This is a genomic window from Halomonas sp. SL18_1 (assembly GCF_055755715.1).
Genome location: NZ_JBVTRK010000001.1, coordinates 701,853 through 715,863, shown reverse-complemented (window position 1 = coordinate 715,863; position 14,011 = coordinate 701,853). Strand labels below are relative to the sequence as shown.

Genomic DNA, 14,011 nt, shown 5'->3' with positions numbered 1-14,011 from the left:
TCGTGTGCGCCCCGCCGACCAAACCGCTACGCTGGGCGTCTGATCCCAACCGAAGAGGCAACGCCATGCACCAGCACGTAGAGTGGGACGACCCCGGCGCCGACAGCGTGATGCGCCACTTTGCCCAGGCCCCCATGGGACACAGCGACCCGGGGCCCGGCGATATCCTCTCGGCACGCTACCAGGGCGACGTGGTCCGCATTCGCGTCGAGGCCTACGTGGGCGACACCAGCATCGGCGAGGTGGTAGCGCTGATCGACCCAACCTCCGGCGAGCGCCGCAAACGGTGCGGCAAGCTCACCCTGGGCGATACCGTGCGCCTGCCCGACGCCTGCCGCGCGCTGGAACCGCACCCCGCGGAGCGAGGCGATGACGAGGACGACGAAGAGGCCCCGTGACATCCACGAACGCGCCCCTCGGTCACCAGCGCCACCCAACGGGCCCTAAACGCTTGACCACTGGCAATGCAACCGGAATCTGGCACAGTTAGGCTTTTCTACCTGAAAACCGGCCACCCGGCCCACAAGGCCTGAACCCAAACCGTCGGAACCCCCATGAGCACGCACAACGTCTGGACACACAAGGGCACCTTCCTGCTGGCTGCGGTCGGCTCGGCGGTGGGGCTTGGCAACCTGTGGCGCTTCCCCTACCTGACCGGCGAAAACGGCGGCGGCGCCTTCATCCTGGTCTACGCCCTGACCATCTTCGCCGTGGGGATCCCCATCCTGATCGCCGAAACCATGCTCGGCCGCAACAGCCGTCAGAGCCCGATCATGGGCATGCGCCACCTGACCCGGACCCACAACACCTCCCGCGCCTGGGAGTCGATCGGCTGGCTGGGCGGCGCCTCGGCGTTCCTGATCCTGAGCTTCTACTCGGTGATCGCCGGCTGGGCGATCCACTACACCTGGCAGATGCTCACCGGCTCACTGTCCGGCGCCGACGCCGAGACCATCGGCGCCGGCTTCGACGCCCTGCTGGCCTCCCCCGGCCTGCTGACCCTCTACCACACCCTGTTCATCATCGCCTCGGGGCTGATCGTCGCCATGGGCATCCACAGGGGCATCGAGAACGGGCTGCGCATCATCATGCCGGCACTGTTCGTGATCCTGCTGGGCGTGCTGGCCTACGGCGTGGCCAACGGCGACTTCGGCGCCGCGGCGAGTTTCCTGTTCACCTTCAATATCGCCGACCTGAGCCTCGAGGGGTGGCTGGCCGCCATGGGGCAGTCGTTCTTCACCCTGAGCCTCGGCATGGGCGCGATCATGGCCTACGGCGCCTACATGTCCAGCGAGGCCTCGCTGACCCGCACCGCGGTGGCGGTGGCCTTCGTCGACACCGCCGTGGCCATGGTGGCGGGGCTGGCCATCTTCTCGCTGGTGTTCGGCGCCGGGCTCTCCCCGGGCCAGGGCCCGGGGCTGATGTTCGTCACCCTGCCGCTGGCCTTCGCCGAGATGCCCTTCGGGGCGCTGATCGGCGGGGTCTTCTTCATCCTGGTGCTGGGGGCGGCGATCAGCTCCTCGATCTCGCTGATCGAGCCGGTGGCCGCCTTCCTGGTCGAGCGCTTCGACCTGACCCGCCCCCAGGCGGTCACGGTCATGGTCCTGGCCAGCTGGGCGCTGGGGCTGCTCACCGTGGTCAGCTTCAACCTCTACGCCGAAGGAACGATCTTCCACGCCCTGTTCGGGCGCAGTGCCTTCGACTTTATCGAGCTGCTGACCAATATCTTCATGCCGCTGGGCGGCCTGCTGATTGCGCTGTTCGCCGGCTGGGCGCTGACCCACTCCGAGGTCATGAAGGAGATGCGCACCAGCGAGACCTGGTTCTCCATCTGGCGCTTTTTGGTCCGCTTCGTGGCCCCGGCCGCGGTGGCCTTCGTGTTCCTGCGCAGCATTCCGCAGATCGAGGGCTACCTGATCCCGACCATCGGGGCGCTGGTGATCGTCGGAGCCTTCGCCGCCGGCCGCACCTTCCTGATCGACCACAGCCAGGAGCAGTAGGCCGGTCCACCGGCAATGGCCACCGCCCGCGGGCGGTGGCCAAGGAACCGAAGGGCACTCGTTCCGGCCAGCCCCCTGGGCGGGCGAGCGCCCCATAACAACCAACTCCGCAAAGGAACTGGGCACAACGCTATGGCTGCCATCATCGACGTGCGACACGTCCACAAGGCCTTCGGCGGTCTGAAGGTCATCAACGACTGTTCGATTCAGGTGGAGCAGGGCTCCATCACCGGGCTGATCGGCCCCAACGGCGCCGGCAAGTCGACGCTGTTCAACATCATCGCCGGGGCCCTGCCGCTGGACAGCGGCCAGGTGCTGCTCGACGGCGAGGACATCACCAACCGCCCCGCCAACGAGCTGTTCCACAAGGGGCTGCTGCGCACCTTCCAGATCGCCCACGAGTTCTCCCAGATGACCGCGCTGGAGAACCTGATGATGGTGCCCCCGCCCAGGCCGGCGAGAACCTCTTCAACGCCTGGCTCAAGCCCGGCCTGGTGCGCCAGCGCGAGACCGAAGTCCGCCAGCGCGCCCTGGAGGTGATCGACTTCATCGGCCTGCGCCACGTGCGCAACGAGCTGGCCGGCAACCTCTCGGGCGGCCAGAAGAAGCTTCTCGAGCTGGGTCGCACCATGATGACCGACGCGCGGGTGGTGCTGCTCGACGAGATCGCCGCCGGGGTCAACCGCACCCTGCTGGGCGACCTGGTCGGCAACATCGAGCGCCTCAACCGCGAGATGGGCTACACCTTCCTGGTCATCGAGCACGACATGGAGATGATCGGCCGGCTGTGCGACCCGGTGATCGTGCTGGCCCAGGGCAGCGTGATGGTCGAAGGCACCATCGACGAGATCCGCAACAACCCCGAGGTGATCGAAGCCTACTTCGGCTCCAACGTCGCCTGACCCAATACGAACAACGACCCTACGCTGGAACTTCACAATGCCTCTACTCGACGCACGCGACGTGCACGGCGGCTACGGCGGCATGAACATCCTCAACGGGGTGAACATGGCCGTCGAGGCCGACGAGATCGGTGTGATCGTCGGCCCCAACGGCGCCGGCAAATCGACCATGCTCAAGGCCATCTTCGGCCTGCTCACCGTCAGCCAGGGCGAGATCCTGCTGCACGGCCAGCCGATCCATAACCTGCCGCCCAACAAGCTGGTGCAGAAGGGCATGGGCTTCGTGCCCCAGGAGAAGAACGTCTTCCCGAGCCTGACGGTGAAGGAAAACCTGGAGATGGGCGCCTTCCTCAAGCCCGAGAACGTCAAGCGCATGCTGGGCAAGGTCTACGAATTCTTTCCTCCGCTCTATGACAAGCGCCATCAGCCGGCCGGCGAGCTCTCCGGCGGCCAGCGCCAGATGGTGGCCATGGGCCGAGCGCTGATGGCCGAGCCCGAGATGCTGCTGCTCGACGAGCCCACCGCCGGCCTCTCGCCGCTCTACATGAACGAGATCTTCGAGCGGGTGAAAGAGATCAATGCCGCCGGCGTGGGCATCCTGATGGTCGAGCAGAACGCCAAGCAGGCGCTGGCCATCGCCGACAAGGGCTTCGTGCTGGCCGCCGGCCAGAACCGCTTCACCGATACCGGGGCCGCGCTGCTGGCCGACCCGGAAGTGGCCAGGAGCTTCCTCGGCGGCTAAGCCGCGGGGAACAGGGGAGAGAAACCGTCGTGAATGAACTCGTCTTTTTCATCAACAACGTGATCGTCGCCGGCAGCGTGACCGGCTCGATCTACGCCATCGGCGCCATCGGCGTGACGCTGGTGTTCAGCATCATGCGCTTCGCCCACTTCGCCCACGCCGACATGATGACCTTCGGCGCCTTCATGGTGCTGCTGCTGACGCTGGCCTTCCCCGGCGTCGGCAGCGTCGTCGGGCTGCCCACCCCGATCGTGATGCTGCCGCTGGCGATCGTGTTGACCTCGCTGCTGGCGGTGGGCATCGACAAGGCGTTCTACAAGCCGCTGCGCGCCCACGGGGTCAAGCCCATCGTCATGGTCATTGGCTCGCTGGGGGTCACCCTGATGCTCCAGGGACTGATCCGGCTGTTCGCCGGCACCAGCGCCCAGAACCTCTACCTGGCCGGCGAGCGCAAGGCGATCTACCGCCTGGAGCTGCCCTTCGAGCTGGCCACCCGGCCGGTGATCGTCACCGAGCCGCAGGTCATCCTGTTCGTGCTGACCATCGCCTGCGTGGTGGGCCTGCACCTCTTCCTCAGCCGCACCCGGCTGGGCAAGGCGATGCGCGCCATGTCCGACAACCCCGACCTGGCACGGGCCTCGGGCATCAACACCAACCATATCGTGGCGGTGACCTGGGTGCTGGCCGGCGGCCTGGCCGCCACCGCCGGCACCCTGCTGTCGCTGGACGTCACCTTCAAGCCCGACCTCAGCTTCTTTCTGCTGCTGCCGATCTTTGCCGCGGCCATCGTCGGCGGCGTGGGCCACCCCTACGGCGCCATCGCCGGCGGCTTCGTGGTGGGCTTCGCCGAGACCCTGGCGGTGTTCAACTGGTCGGTGCTGCTGCGGCCCATTGCCCACCACTTCCCGGAGTGGCTGGAGCTGCCGCGCAACCTGGCCTTCGTCGGCACCGAGTACAAGATCGTGGTGCCCTTCTTCATCCTGGTGGCGATCCTGGTGTGGCGCCCCACCGGCATCTTCAAGGGTAAGGTGATCTGATGAGCACACAACATACCGAACGCCGAGACGATAGCGTCGCCGCACCGTCGCGCTTCCCGCTGCGCGAGGTGGTGCTGTTCACCGCCCTGTTGGCCGTGGTGCTGGGCGTCTATGCCATGATGGGCACCGCCTACAGCACACGCATGCTGGTGGAGGCGTCCTGCTACGCCATCCTGGCCCTGGGGCTGACCATCCAGTGGGGCTACGCCGGGCAGTTCAATGCCGGGGTGATGGGCTTCGTGGCCCTGGGCGGCTTCAGCGCCATGTTCTTCAGCGTGCCGGTCAACGACGCCTTCTGGGGCAGCGAGCTGCCCGGCGAACTGGGCCGGGTCCTGCTCTATGGCGCCGCGGCCGCCCTGCTGGTCTACGGCGCCACCAAGCTCGACCGCCTGGGCGTACCGAAGAAGCTGCGCACGGTGATCGCCGTGGTGCTGGCGGTGGTGCTCTACCTGGTGGTGATCAGCCTGCTGCGCGGGGTCACCGGCGAGATTCAGTCGCGGGCCGGCTTCATCGGCGGCCTGGGCCTGCCGGCCTGGACCGGCTGGCTGGTCGGCGGCGCCCTGGCGGGCGGGATCGGCTATTTCATCGGTAAGATCTGCCTCGGCCTGCGCAGCGACTACCTGGCCATCGCCACCCTGGGCATCGCCGAGATCATCAAGGCCTTTCTCAAGAACTCCGACTGGCTGACCCGCGGCACCGCCACCGTCTCGCCGCTGCCCTGGCCCACGCCTGGACCCAGCGAGCTGGGCTTCACCCTGGCCCGGGCGCTGTATCTGTCGGTGACGGCGCTGATGATCGCGGTGATCTTCTTCCTGCTGCACCGCGCCTACCACGCCCCCTGGGGGCGGATGATCCGCGCCATCCGCGACAACGAGATTTCCGCCGCGGCCATGGGCAAGGACATCAATCGCCGCCGCCTGGAGATCTTCGTGCTGGGCTGCATCCTGATGGGCATCGGCGGCGGGGCGCTGGCCTCCTTCAACAGCCTCTTCGACCCCAACGGCTACCTGCCGCTCAACCACACCTTCCTGGTGCTGGTGATGGTGATCCTGGGCGGGCCCGGCAACAACCTGGGCACCATCTTCGGCGCCGTGGCGGTCTATATCATCTGGATCATGTCGGAGCCCCTGGCGCTGTTTCTGATGCAGCTGGCGGTAAGCCTCGGCGAGGGCGCCTTCGGCTGGGAGCCGCCGGGCAACCTGGACAGCCGCGCCCTGCAGGCCCGGGTGTTCGTGATCGGCCTGCTGATCACCCTGGTGCTGCGCTTCGCGCCCCAGGGGCTGCTGCCTGAAAAAGTTCGCCACCACGGGTAGAGAGGGCGGTGGGAAGTAAGGTTCATCTCAGGCTGGCGTGAACTTGCCCTGTGGGAGGGAGCTTCAGCTCGCGAAGTAGCGCGCAGCGCTACCCATGGGGCGCCTGCGGCGCCTTCGTCGAAGCGTCGAACCGCCGGCAGAGCCGGCCTCCCACCATCAAACCTGCCAAACATGTTCACGCTAAAGTGCGAAGAACCGAAAGTTATAGGCCCCGGCGGGAAATCCCGCCGGGGCCTTTCATTGCCAGGTGGCTGCGTTAGCGCTTACAGGTCGACCAGGCCCTTGCTGACGAAGGCGCCGTCTTCCACCACCATCTCGACCACCACGCCCGGCACGTCGCCGTTCTCGTCGAACTCGTGGGTGCCGGAGGCGCCCTCGTAGTTGATCTCGGTGCCGGCGGCGATCAGCTCCACGGCCTTCTCCCACTCGCCGGGCAGAATCACCTCGCCCGGGGCGGTGGCGACGCTGCGCAGGGCGGCGGAGAGGCCCTCGCGCTCGGCAGTACCGTTCTGCTCGATGGCCAGCGCCAGCAGGAAGGCGGCATCGTAGGCCTGGGCGGCGAACACCGCGCTGGGATCGAAGCCGGCCGCCTCTGCCGCCTCGGCGAAGATATCGGTGCCGGGCAGTTCCGGGCTGCCCGGGCGGGTGGCGATCATGCCCTCCAGCACGTCGGCCCCGACGGCCTCCACCAGCGAGGAGCCGACCATGCCGTCGGCGCCGGCGTACTGGGTGAACATGCCGCTCTCGTAGGCCTGGCGCAGAATGGTCTGGCCGGAGCCGTCGGCGTAGGCCAGCACCACCAGGGTCTCGGCGCCGCTGGCGGAGAGCGAGCCCAGCTCGGAGCGGTAGTCGGCACGGCCGTCCTCATGGGCCAGGTTCTCGGCCAGGAAACCGCCGCCGGCTTCGAAGGCTTCGGCGAAGGCATCGGCCAGGCCGCGACCGTAGTCGTTGTTGACGTAGGTGACCGCGACCTCATCGAAGCCCTTGTCGAGCATCAGCTTGGCCAGGATCTCGCCCTGGAAGGCATCCGAGGGCACGGTGCGAAACACTAGGTCGTTGTCGTCCAGCTCGGTGACCGCCGGCGCCGTGGAAGCCGGCGAGACCATCACCACCCCGCCCGGAATGGCCGCGCTGTTGGCGGCGGCCACGGTGGCGCCGGTGCACAGCGCGCCGACGATGGCGGTGACATTCTCGGTGTTGACCATGCGGTCCGCCGCGTTGGAGGCCGCCGAGGCGTCGCTGCAGGTGGTATCCGCATTGGGCATCACCAGGGTCTGGCCGCCCAGGATACCGCCCTGCTCGTTGATCTGCTGTACCGCCAGCCGCGCGCCGTCGTAGATCGGCGGGGTCAGGCTCTCGATCGGGCCGGTGAAGCCGCCGATGAAGCCGACCTTGACTTCCGCCTGGGCCGCTCCGACAAAGGCCACGCTGGACGCCGCTACCGCAATCGCCAATACGCTCTTCTTCATGGTTGTTCTTCTCGCTCTGGTTGCAAGGATGGGACACGCCTTCAATCTGGAAGGACGGCACGCAAAATACAAGCCCCCGCTGCCAACGTTAGCCGGCTTCGCCGTCGCCACAAGCCGCTGATTGTGCAAGCACAATCAGCGCCACCTGGGCCGGCGAAGAAGACTTCAACGCTGTGCAGGCAGCGCCTGCGGCAGGCACCTATACTGGGGGCCTCACCCCGACCAGGAGGCGCCCCGTGACACTTCCCGTCACCGAACTCTCCGGCAGCCGGCGCATGATCGGCGAGGCCCATGGCCGCATTCACGCCCGATTGATCCGGCACAGCCTGACCGTCTACGCCCAGCTGTTCCGGGATTTCGTCGGCATCGACTGGGAAGCCGCGCGCCGCGAGGCCCACCGCTTCCAGGCCATGATCGAGCGTGGCTTTCCGGCGATTCTCGAGGAGATGGAGGGCATCGCCCGCGGCGCCGGAATCGACTTCATCGACGTGCTGACCCTCAACTGCCGCAGCGAAATCGCCCTGACCCGCGCCAGCGGCGGTTGCTCGGCCTTCGCCCTGCAGCAAGACGGCCAGCAGTGGTTGGCCCAGAACTGGGACTGGCGAACCGATCAGCTGCACAACGTGGTGGTACTGCGCATCGAAGGGATCGGCCGACCGGCGCTGATCAGCGTCGGCGAAGCCGGCATGGTGGGCAAGGTGGGGCTCAATGACCGGGGCCTGGGGGTCTGCCTCAACGCCATTCGCTCACAGACCTGCGGCGAGGGGCTGCCGATCCACATCGCCCTGCGCAAGATCCTGGAGAGCCCCGACTGGGAGAGCGCGCTGCGGGTCGCCACCCACGACCGGGTCTGCTCCCCCGCCCACTTCCTGCTGGCCGGCGCTCCGCCAAGTGGTGACGCCTGCCAGGCCCTGGGGCTGGAGGTGCTGCCCGGCGAGCCCGGCCGGCTCGAGGCACAGCAGGGCCGGGTCACCCACACCAATCATCTCTATGCCCCCGGCGCGACCCACCAGGTCGAGGACTTCCCCCGGGCCGACTCCCGCCCGCGGCTGGCGCGGCTCGATGCCCTGCTGCAGAACGAATCGCACTTCGACGAGGCCGCCCTGTTCGACATCCTCAGCGACCACCACGGCGCGCCGATGTCGATCTGTCGCCACTTCAACCCCGACCAGCCCCCGGACGAGCGCATGGAGACGCTGTTCGCCGTGGTCATGAACCTGAGCGAGCGCCGCCTGACCCTGCGCCACGGCAAGCCCTGCGAGACCGCCGACGAACTGCGCCTGACACTCGACCGAGCGGCTTGGCTCCGCACTCCCTAGCCACGGAGCTGGCCCTTCTCATCGAGTTGGCCCTTCAGGTACTGCTCCGAGGTCCGCAGGAACAGCCGGCGAAACAGCGCATGGATAGCCTCCTCCCGACGCAGCTGCAGCAGCTGCCGGTCGGCTTCACTCAGCGTGTCGCCTGGACGGGGAAGCTGCCGTGCCAGGCGCACCGAGCCCGCCGACACATCGCAGACCTGCAGCGCGGCGCTGGTATCCGTATACACGGGCGTGGAGCAGTACCTCATGGCGACCTCCTTGATCACACAATTTATGATAACGATTATCATTGGCAATCGTGAATTTAGTCCACCACTCTCCCGCTGTCAAATCCCTGGTCTTGCATCGGCCGCGAGAAAAATCCCGTGCGGCGCAACATTCACGCTTGCCGGCTGCGACCGGTCGGCCTAGTTTCAGAAAGCACCATCAGAACTTCACTGAGGTTAGCCGCCATGAAGCATCTGCTGTTCTCCGCCCTGCTCGTTGCCCTGCTGGCCACCGGCGCCCACGCCGAGGAAGAAGACGCACCGGAGCGCCCCCGCCACCACACGGGGCAGACCGCCGCGACCCTATCCCAGGCTGTATCCAACCTCTCCAGCGCCAACGACCACCTCTCGGCGCTGCTCGCCAAGCGCGAGCTGAGCGACGCTGACCTGGGGATCATTCACCAGCTCACCTATACCATTGAGAATGCTCTGGCCCGGATCGACGAGGAGGTCGCCACCATGGCGGCCCTGGTGGAAGAGGTCCATCAAGGCAGCGAAAGCGGCGAACGTGAGCGCGTACGCGACAACGGCAGGGCCTATCTAGAGGCCATCCGTCCGCTAGTGAAGTAACTCCCAACCGCCGCGGCGCCGTATCGGCCGCGGCGGTGCCAATCAGCCGGCCAGCGCCTCTTCCACCAGCGCGCGCGCCTCGTCGCTCATCGGCAGCCCCAGCGCCAGCTCATGGGCCCGCGGCGACATCTTCTTCCAGGTCTTCTGGACGATGCGGATCAGGTGGTCATGGTCGACCTGCTTCGAGAAGTCGGCGAAGTAGTTCTCCAGGAACACCAGGCATGCGCAGTCCTCCACCGCCTGGGTGCCGGCCTCCCGGCCCAGGCCCTGCTTGCGAATCATCCGCGCCACCCGCTCGGCGTCCTCTTCCGAATAGCCCGCCTCGCGCATCAGCTGCGCCGTGGTCTCGCCGGCCCGCTGGCCCTGGTCGCGCCGCCAGGTGAGATAGCCCACCCGACCCTCCGGATACTCGCTGCGCGGCACCTGCCAGCGCTGCAGGTGCTGCGCCCGCACGGCGATGCGGGTCAGCTCGTCGGGGGTGTCCACCAGCCGCTCCAGCCAGGCGCTCATGCGACCGGCGTGCCACAGCTCCTGGGGCATGGCCTCGCCGTCGACCTCCACCCGGCGGGGGTCCTGGGCATGGAGGGCATCGATGGCGCTCAGGGTGGCGGCGAAGGGCGTTTGATCTGACATAGGGTTTTCCTTGCAAGCGATGGTGACTTCAGCATACCGCAACCGAGCAGGCTGGCGAGACACGGGCGGCCAAGGAAGGGCAGCGTCAGGAACCCGCTGGGCTGGGGGCACCGGGAAAGCGCGGCGGATACGCCTGCATATAGGCGTGACAAACACGCAGCACCCGCGCATCGTCATGCTTGCCGCCGGCCAGCTGAAAGCCCACCGGCAGGCCGGCCCGGGTGAAGCCGCAGGGCACCGAGGCGGCCGGCTGCTGGCTGAGGTTGAAGGGGTAGGAGAAGGCGGCCCACTCCTCCCAGTCGCGCATGCCGCTGCCCGGGGAACGGCATGATGCAGGGCGAAGGGAGAAATCGTCACCGCCGGTGTCATCAGCAGATGATAGCGCTGGTTGAAGTGCTCGAGCCGCTCGGTGAGCCGGGCCCGCTCGGTCAGGGCATGGAACAGATCGACCGCGCGCCAGGCCTCGGCACGACGCGCATCGGCCACCAGCCCCGGATCGAGCCGCTCACGCTGCTCCTCGTCCAGCTCCTCCCAGACCACCAGCGAGGCGGTGAACCAGAGCTTCTGGAAGGTATCCAGCGGCGAGGCGAATCCCGGGTCCACCTCCTCGACCTCGGCGCCCAGCAGCCTGAGCCGGCGGGCCGCCTCGCGCACCCGCTCGGCGACCTCGGCATCCACCTGGGCATAGCCCAGGTCCGGCGAATAGGCGATACGCAGGCCGCGCAACCCCTGATGCAGCGCCATCCCCCAGTCCTCGGGCTGCCCCCGCACCGCGTAGGGGTCGCGAAAATCGTAGCGCCCGATCACATTGAGCATCCGGGCGGCATCGGCCACCGTGCGGGTCAGGGGACCAAGATGCGACAGGGTGGGCTCCTTGCTCGGCGGCCACTGCGGGGTCCAGCCGAAGGTGGGCTTGAAGCCGAACACCCCGGTAAAGGCGGCGGGGATTCGGATGGAGCCCCCGAGTCGCCGCCCTGATGCAGCACCCCCATGTTGAGCGCCGCCGCCACGGCGGCCCCGCCAGACGACCCGCCCGGGGTCAGGCGGGTATCCCAGGGGTTGGCCGTGGCCCCGAAGACCCGATTGTCGGTCACCGCCTTCCAGCCGAACTCCGAGGAGTTGGTCTTGCCCAGGATCACCGCCCCCGCCTCGCGCAGCATCCGCGCCGGCGGCGCATCCCGCCGGCAGGGGGTGTCCGGCACCGTCAACGAGCCCTGGCGCGCCGGCATGCCCGCTACCTCGGTCAGGTCCTTGAGCGACACCGGCACCCCGTCGATGGGGCTCAGCGGCTCCCCGCGCGCCCAGCGCCTGCCCGAGGCGCGCGCCGCCGCCTCGGCCCCCTCCCGGTCCAGGTACACATAGGCATTGACCGCCTCATTGAAGCGGTCGATACGCGCGAAGGCCGCCCGCGTCGCCTCCAGCGGCGAGGCCTCGCCAGACTGGAAGCGGGCGCTCAGCTGACCGGCATCCATCAGTCCCAGATCGCTATCGCTCACATGCGCCTCCCTGTATCGGTTTACGGGACACCCAGCTCCATCGAAGCCCTCTTAACGTAGGCGACCACGGGGGCGAGGCGCAAAGGTACGCTGAAGCACAAAAAACCCCGCGGGCGCGGGGCGAAAGGGCAGGGTCGGCCTTCTATGCAGGGGAAGCAGAGCACCGGCCGACCGAGCAAGGGAACGCCAAGAAAATGACAAGCTGTTGCACGACTGGCTGGCCATGGGTCACATGGCCGCCAGCATCAGGACTCGGCCTTCTCCTGAACGCGCTGCATCAGCTCGGGGTCCTGCTGAACGGCTTGGCCGATAGCATTGAAGGTATCCACGTCGAGACCGGTTTCCTCGACCGCTTCGACCATCTTGTCGTTGGCTTCCATCTGCACTTCCTGCTGGGCCGCTTCGTCCTCGGTGGCGTGCAGGCGCTCGGTGTACTCCTCGGAAATCACCACGATATCCTGGGAAGCGTCCGCGAACTGCTGCAGCTCCTCATCGGAGAAATCTGTCGCCGGTGCCGCCGCCTGCGGTTGCTCTGGCGCGGCGGCCGGGTCCTGCTGGGCGTGGGCGGTCGCTGACATCAGGCCGGCGCTGAGCAGGGCGGCAGAGAACAGGGCAGTCATCCGTTGCATTGATACCTCCAAAAAACGCCCCTACCCAGGGGCATAACGTGCATGTGCCCCCTGTGACGATAGCCAGCCGCACGCGTTCACCAGTTTCGAGTAAGCGTTGGTAACAAATCTCACGGCGTGCCCATGCGATGGGCGCGTCCAAGGGGCGACTGTTATCCTTCCATGACATCGCCTTATCGGCTCGAACGAACAGAAGGAACGCCGTCATGACGCTGTTTTCCCGCCTTGGCGCCGTTGGTTCCCCTGCCATCGGCCTCGGCTGCATGAACCTCTCTCACGGCTACGGCCCGCCGGTGCCGGAGGCCGAGGCGCTGCGCGCGCTGGAGGCCGCCTTCGACATGGGCTACCGCCACTTCGATACCGCCACCCTCTACGGCGCCACCGCCAACGAACGGCTGGTGGGCAAGGCGCTCTCGACCAAGCGCGACGAGATCCTGCTGGCCAGCAAGTGCGGCATGGCCATCGACCCCGAACAGGGCAAGAAGGTGATCGACGGCCGTCCTGCCACCCTGCGCCGCCAGTGCGAAGCGAGCCTCACGCGGCTAGGCACCGACCATCTGGACCTCTACTACCTGCACCGCTGGGACAAGACGGTGCCCATCGAAGAGAGCGTGGGCGAGCTGGGCCGGCTGGTAGCGGAGGGCAAGATCGGCGCCATCGGGCTCTCCGAGGTCTCGGCGGCCACCCTGCGCCGCGCCCGCACCGAGCACCCCATCGCCGCGGTGCAGTCGGAATATTCGCTGTGGACCCGCAACCCGGAGATCGCCGTGATCGAAGCGTGCCGGGAAGCCGATACCGCCTTCGTGGCCTTCAGCCCGCTGGGCCGGGGATTTCTCGCCGGGGCGGTCCAAGCCGACACCCCGCTAGCGGAAGGCGACGTGCGCCGCGGCATGCCGCGCTTCACCGCTGAGAACCTGACCCGCAACCTGCAGCAGCTGACCGCCCTCCAGGCGGTAGCCAAGGAGCTCGAGGTAAGCACCGGCCAGCTCGCCCTGGCCTGGCTGCGAGCCAAGGGCGACGACATCCTGCCGATTCCCGGCTCGCGCTCGGTGGCCCATATGCACGAGAACCTGGACGCCGAGCAGCTGCGGCTGACGCCGGCCACCGTCACCCGGCTGGACGCCGTGCTGACCCCGGATCAGGTAGCCGGCGAGCGCTACGGCGAAGCGCTGCAAGGGGAGATCGATACCGAGACGTTCGATCGGCGCTGACGAGGCTGTTCGGGAGCAGCGAGTGGCAGCTAGCGGTCATGACGCACCACCGCATAAGAAAAGAACGTTGTTGGAGGTAGCTTTAGCTCCGGCCCGACGCTTCGGCGACCGCTGTGTTGCCAGCCTTGAAGAGAACACGAACAATAGCGCAGCACAGAAAGTAAGGAAATCAGCCGATTTTGTTTCCTCTGCTGAGATAGTCACTCAGTGGCAGGAATCGGCCAAGAGCGATCATTCAAGAAATGCTCATATAACACAAGGTCGCAGGGGCGTGACGAAAGCAGGGTCACCAAGGCGGTAGCCACGGTGTGGCTTCTATCCACGCACCCCGGGCGGGGCGCGACGCGGTGATCAGCGCATAGCGAGCGCCTACCTCATCGTTTCTATCCGCGCGACCCGGGCGGGGCGCGACAGGCTAACCACG

At 67.2% G+C, this 14,011-nt stretch carries 12 protein-coding genes, 2 pseudogenes and 1 CRISPR repeat array (1 of these 15 running past the window's edge); of the genes and pseudogenes, 9 read left to right on the top strand and 5 right to left on the bottom strand.

The window, feature by feature from the left end:
• Positions 1-65: 65 nt before the first annotated feature.
• The 6 genes and pseudogenes from ACSJDS_RS03690 to ACSJDS_RS03665 all read left to right on the top strand — a co-directional run bounded on the left by ACSJDS_RS03690 (position 66) and on the right by ACSJDS_RS03665 (position 5,994).
• Positions 66-398, top strand: a complete 333-nt coding sequence (locus tag ACSJDS_RS03690) for a hypothetical protein (RefSeq protein WP_473032153.1) — start codon at positions 66-68, stop codon at positions 396-398.
• 156 nt (positions 399-554) lie between these two features.
• On the top strand, positions 555-2,000 hold the full coding sequence (locus ACSJDS_RS03685; RefSeq protein WP_473032152.1) for a sodium-dependent transporter: 1,446 nt from the start codon (positions 555-557) through the stop codon (positions 1,998-2,000).
• A 132-nt stretch (positions 2,001-2,132) separates the two neighbouring features.
• Positions 2,133-2,902, top strand: a pseudogene (locus ACSJDS_RS03680) (ABC transporter ATP-binding protein).
• A 37-nt stretch (positions 2,903-2,939) separates the two neighbouring features.
• Entirely contained in the window at positions 2,940-3,644 is a 705-nt protein-coding gene (locus tag ACSJDS_RS03675) for an ABC transporter ATP-binding protein (RefSeq protein WP_473032151.1), read from the top strand.
• A gap of 29 nt (positions 3,645-3,673) precedes the next feature.
• Positions 3,674-4,681: a branched-chain amino acid ABC transporter permease gene (locus tag ACSJDS_RS03670; protein WP_473032150.1), complete on the top strand. Its 1,008-nt coding sequence runs from the start codon at positions 3,674-3,676 to the stop codon at positions 4,679-4,681.
• Positions 4,681-5,994 (top strand): branched-chain amino acid ABC transporter permease, encoded by a 1,314-nt coding sequence (locus ACSJDS_RS03665; RefSeq protein WP_473032149.1) that lies wholly within the window; start codon positions 4,681-4,683, stop codon positions 5,992-5,994. The genes ACSJDS_RS03670 and ACSJDS_RS03665 overlap by 1 nt, the downstream gene beginning before the upstream one ends.
• A 263-nt stretch (positions 5,995-6,257) precedes the next feature.
• On the opposite strand, the gene ACSJDS_RS03660 is transcribed toward ACSJDS_RS03665, so the two are convergent.
• Positions 6,258-7,463 carry an ABC transporter substrate-binding protein gene (locus ACSJDS_RS03660; RefSeq protein ID WP_473032148.1) on the bottom strand — a complete coding sequence of 402 codons (1,206 nt, stop codon included), beginning with the start codon at positions 7,461-7,463 and terminating at the stop codon, positions 6,258-6,260.
• Positions 7,464-7,699: 236 nt separating this feature from the next.
• Here ACSJDS_RS03660 and ACSJDS_RS03655 point away from each other — a divergent pair, with 236 nt between their 5' ends.
• A complete protein-coding gene (locus ACSJDS_RS03655) occupies positions 7,700-8,782 on the top strand; it encodes a C45 family autoproteolytic acyltransferase/hydolase (RefSeq protein ID WP_473032147.1) in 1,083 nt (360 codons plus the stop codon).
• Here the strand turns inward: ACSJDS_RS03655 and ACSJDS_RS03650 are convergent.
• Positions 8,779-9,030 carry a hypothetical protein gene (locus ACSJDS_RS03650; protein ID WP_473032146.1) on the bottom strand — a complete coding sequence of 84 codons (252 nt, stop codon included), beginning with the start codon at positions 9,028-9,030 and terminating at the stop codon, positions 8,779-8,781. The two genes, ACSJDS_RS03655 and ACSJDS_RS03650, sit on opposite strands and share 4 nt — an antisense overlap.
• A gap of 204 nt (positions 9,031-9,234) precedes the next feature.
• Here ACSJDS_RS03650 and ACSJDS_RS03645 point away from each other — a divergent pair, with 204 nt between their 5' ends.
• Positions 9,235-9,618, top strand: a complete 384-nt coding sequence (locus tag ACSJDS_RS03645; RefSeq protein WP_473032145.1) for a DUF6746 family protein — start codon at positions 9,235-9,237, stop codon at positions 9,616-9,618.
• Between the two features lie 42 nt (positions 9,619-9,660).
• On the opposite strand, the gene ACSJDS_RS03640 is transcribed toward ACSJDS_RS03645, so the two are convergent.
• From ACSJDS_RS03640 to ACSJDS_RS03630, 3 genes and pseudogenes are all read right to left on the bottom strand, one after another.
• Entirely contained in the window at positions 9,661-10,251 is a 591-nt protein-coding gene (locus ACSJDS_RS03640) for a DUF4202 domain-containing protein (protein ID WP_473034967.1), read from the bottom strand.
• Positions 10,252-10,635: 384 nt separating this feature from the next.
• A pseudogene (locus ACSJDS_RS03635) lies at positions 10,636-11,723 on the bottom strand (amidase family protein); the annotation flags it as partial.
• 269 nt (positions 11,724-11,992) lie between these two features.
• Positions 11,993-12,376, bottom strand: a complete 384-nt coding sequence (locus ACSJDS_RS03630) for a DUF4168 domain-containing protein (RefSeq protein ID WP_473032144.1) — start codon at positions 12,374-12,376, stop codon at positions 11,993-11,995.
• A gap of 206 nt (positions 12,377-12,582) precedes the next feature.
• Between ACSJDS_RS03630 and ACSJDS_RS03625 the strand changes: the two genes are divergently transcribed.
• Positions 12,583-13,587, top strand: coding sequence for an aldo/keto reductase (locus ACSJDS_RS03625; protein WP_473032143.1), 1,005 nt, complete (start codon positions 12,583-12,585; stop codon positions 13,585-13,587).
• 311 nt (positions 13,588-13,898) lie between these two features.
• Positions 13,899-14,011: direct repeats of the CRISPR family, unit length 33 nt (it continues 866 nt past the right edge of the window).

Excerpts from the sequence above, each read along its gene's own strand:
- ACSJDS_RS03675 (WP_473032151.1), top strand. The coding sequence starts at position 2,940 with ATGCCTCTACTCGACGCACGCGACGTGCACGGCGGCTACGGCGGCATG.
- ACSJDS_RS03625 (WP_473032143.1), top strand. The coding sequence starts at position 12,583 with ATGACGCTGTTTTCCCGCCTTGGCGCCGTTGGTTCCCCTGCCATCGGC.
- ACSJDS_RS03685 (WP_473032152.1), top strand. The coding sequence starts at position 555 with ATGAGCACGCACAACGTCTGGACACACAAGGGCACCTTCCTGCTGGCT.
- ACSJDS_RS03640 (WP_473034967.1), bottom strand. The coding sequence starts at position 10,251 with ATGTCAGATCAAACGCCCTTCGCCGCCACCCTGAGCGCCATCGATGCC.
- ACSJDS_RS03650 (WP_473032146.1), bottom strand. The coding sequence starts at position 9,030 with ATGAGGTACTGCTCCACGCCCGTGTATACGGATACCAGCGCCGCGCTG.
- ACSJDS_RS03645 (WP_473032145.1), top strand. The coding sequence starts at position 9,235 with ATGAAGCATCTGCTGTTCTCCGCCCTGCTCGTTGCCCTGCTGGCCACC.
- ACSJDS_RS03665 (WP_473032149.1), top strand. The coding sequence starts at position 4,681 with ATGAGCACACAACATACCGAACGCCGAGACGATAGCGTCGCCGCACCG.
- ACSJDS_RS03630 (WP_473032144.1), bottom strand. The coding sequence starts at position 12,376 with ATGCAACGGATGACTGCCCTGTTCTCTGCCGCCCTGCTCAGCGCCGGC.
- ACSJDS_RS03660 (WP_473032148.1), bottom strand. The coding sequence starts at position 7,463 with ATGAAGAAGAGCGTATTGGCGATTGCGGTAGCGGCGTCCAGCGTGGCC.
- ACSJDS_RS03690 (WP_473032153.1), top strand. The coding sequence starts at position 66 with ATGCACCAGCACGTAGAGTGGGACGACCCCGGCGCCGACAGCGTGATG.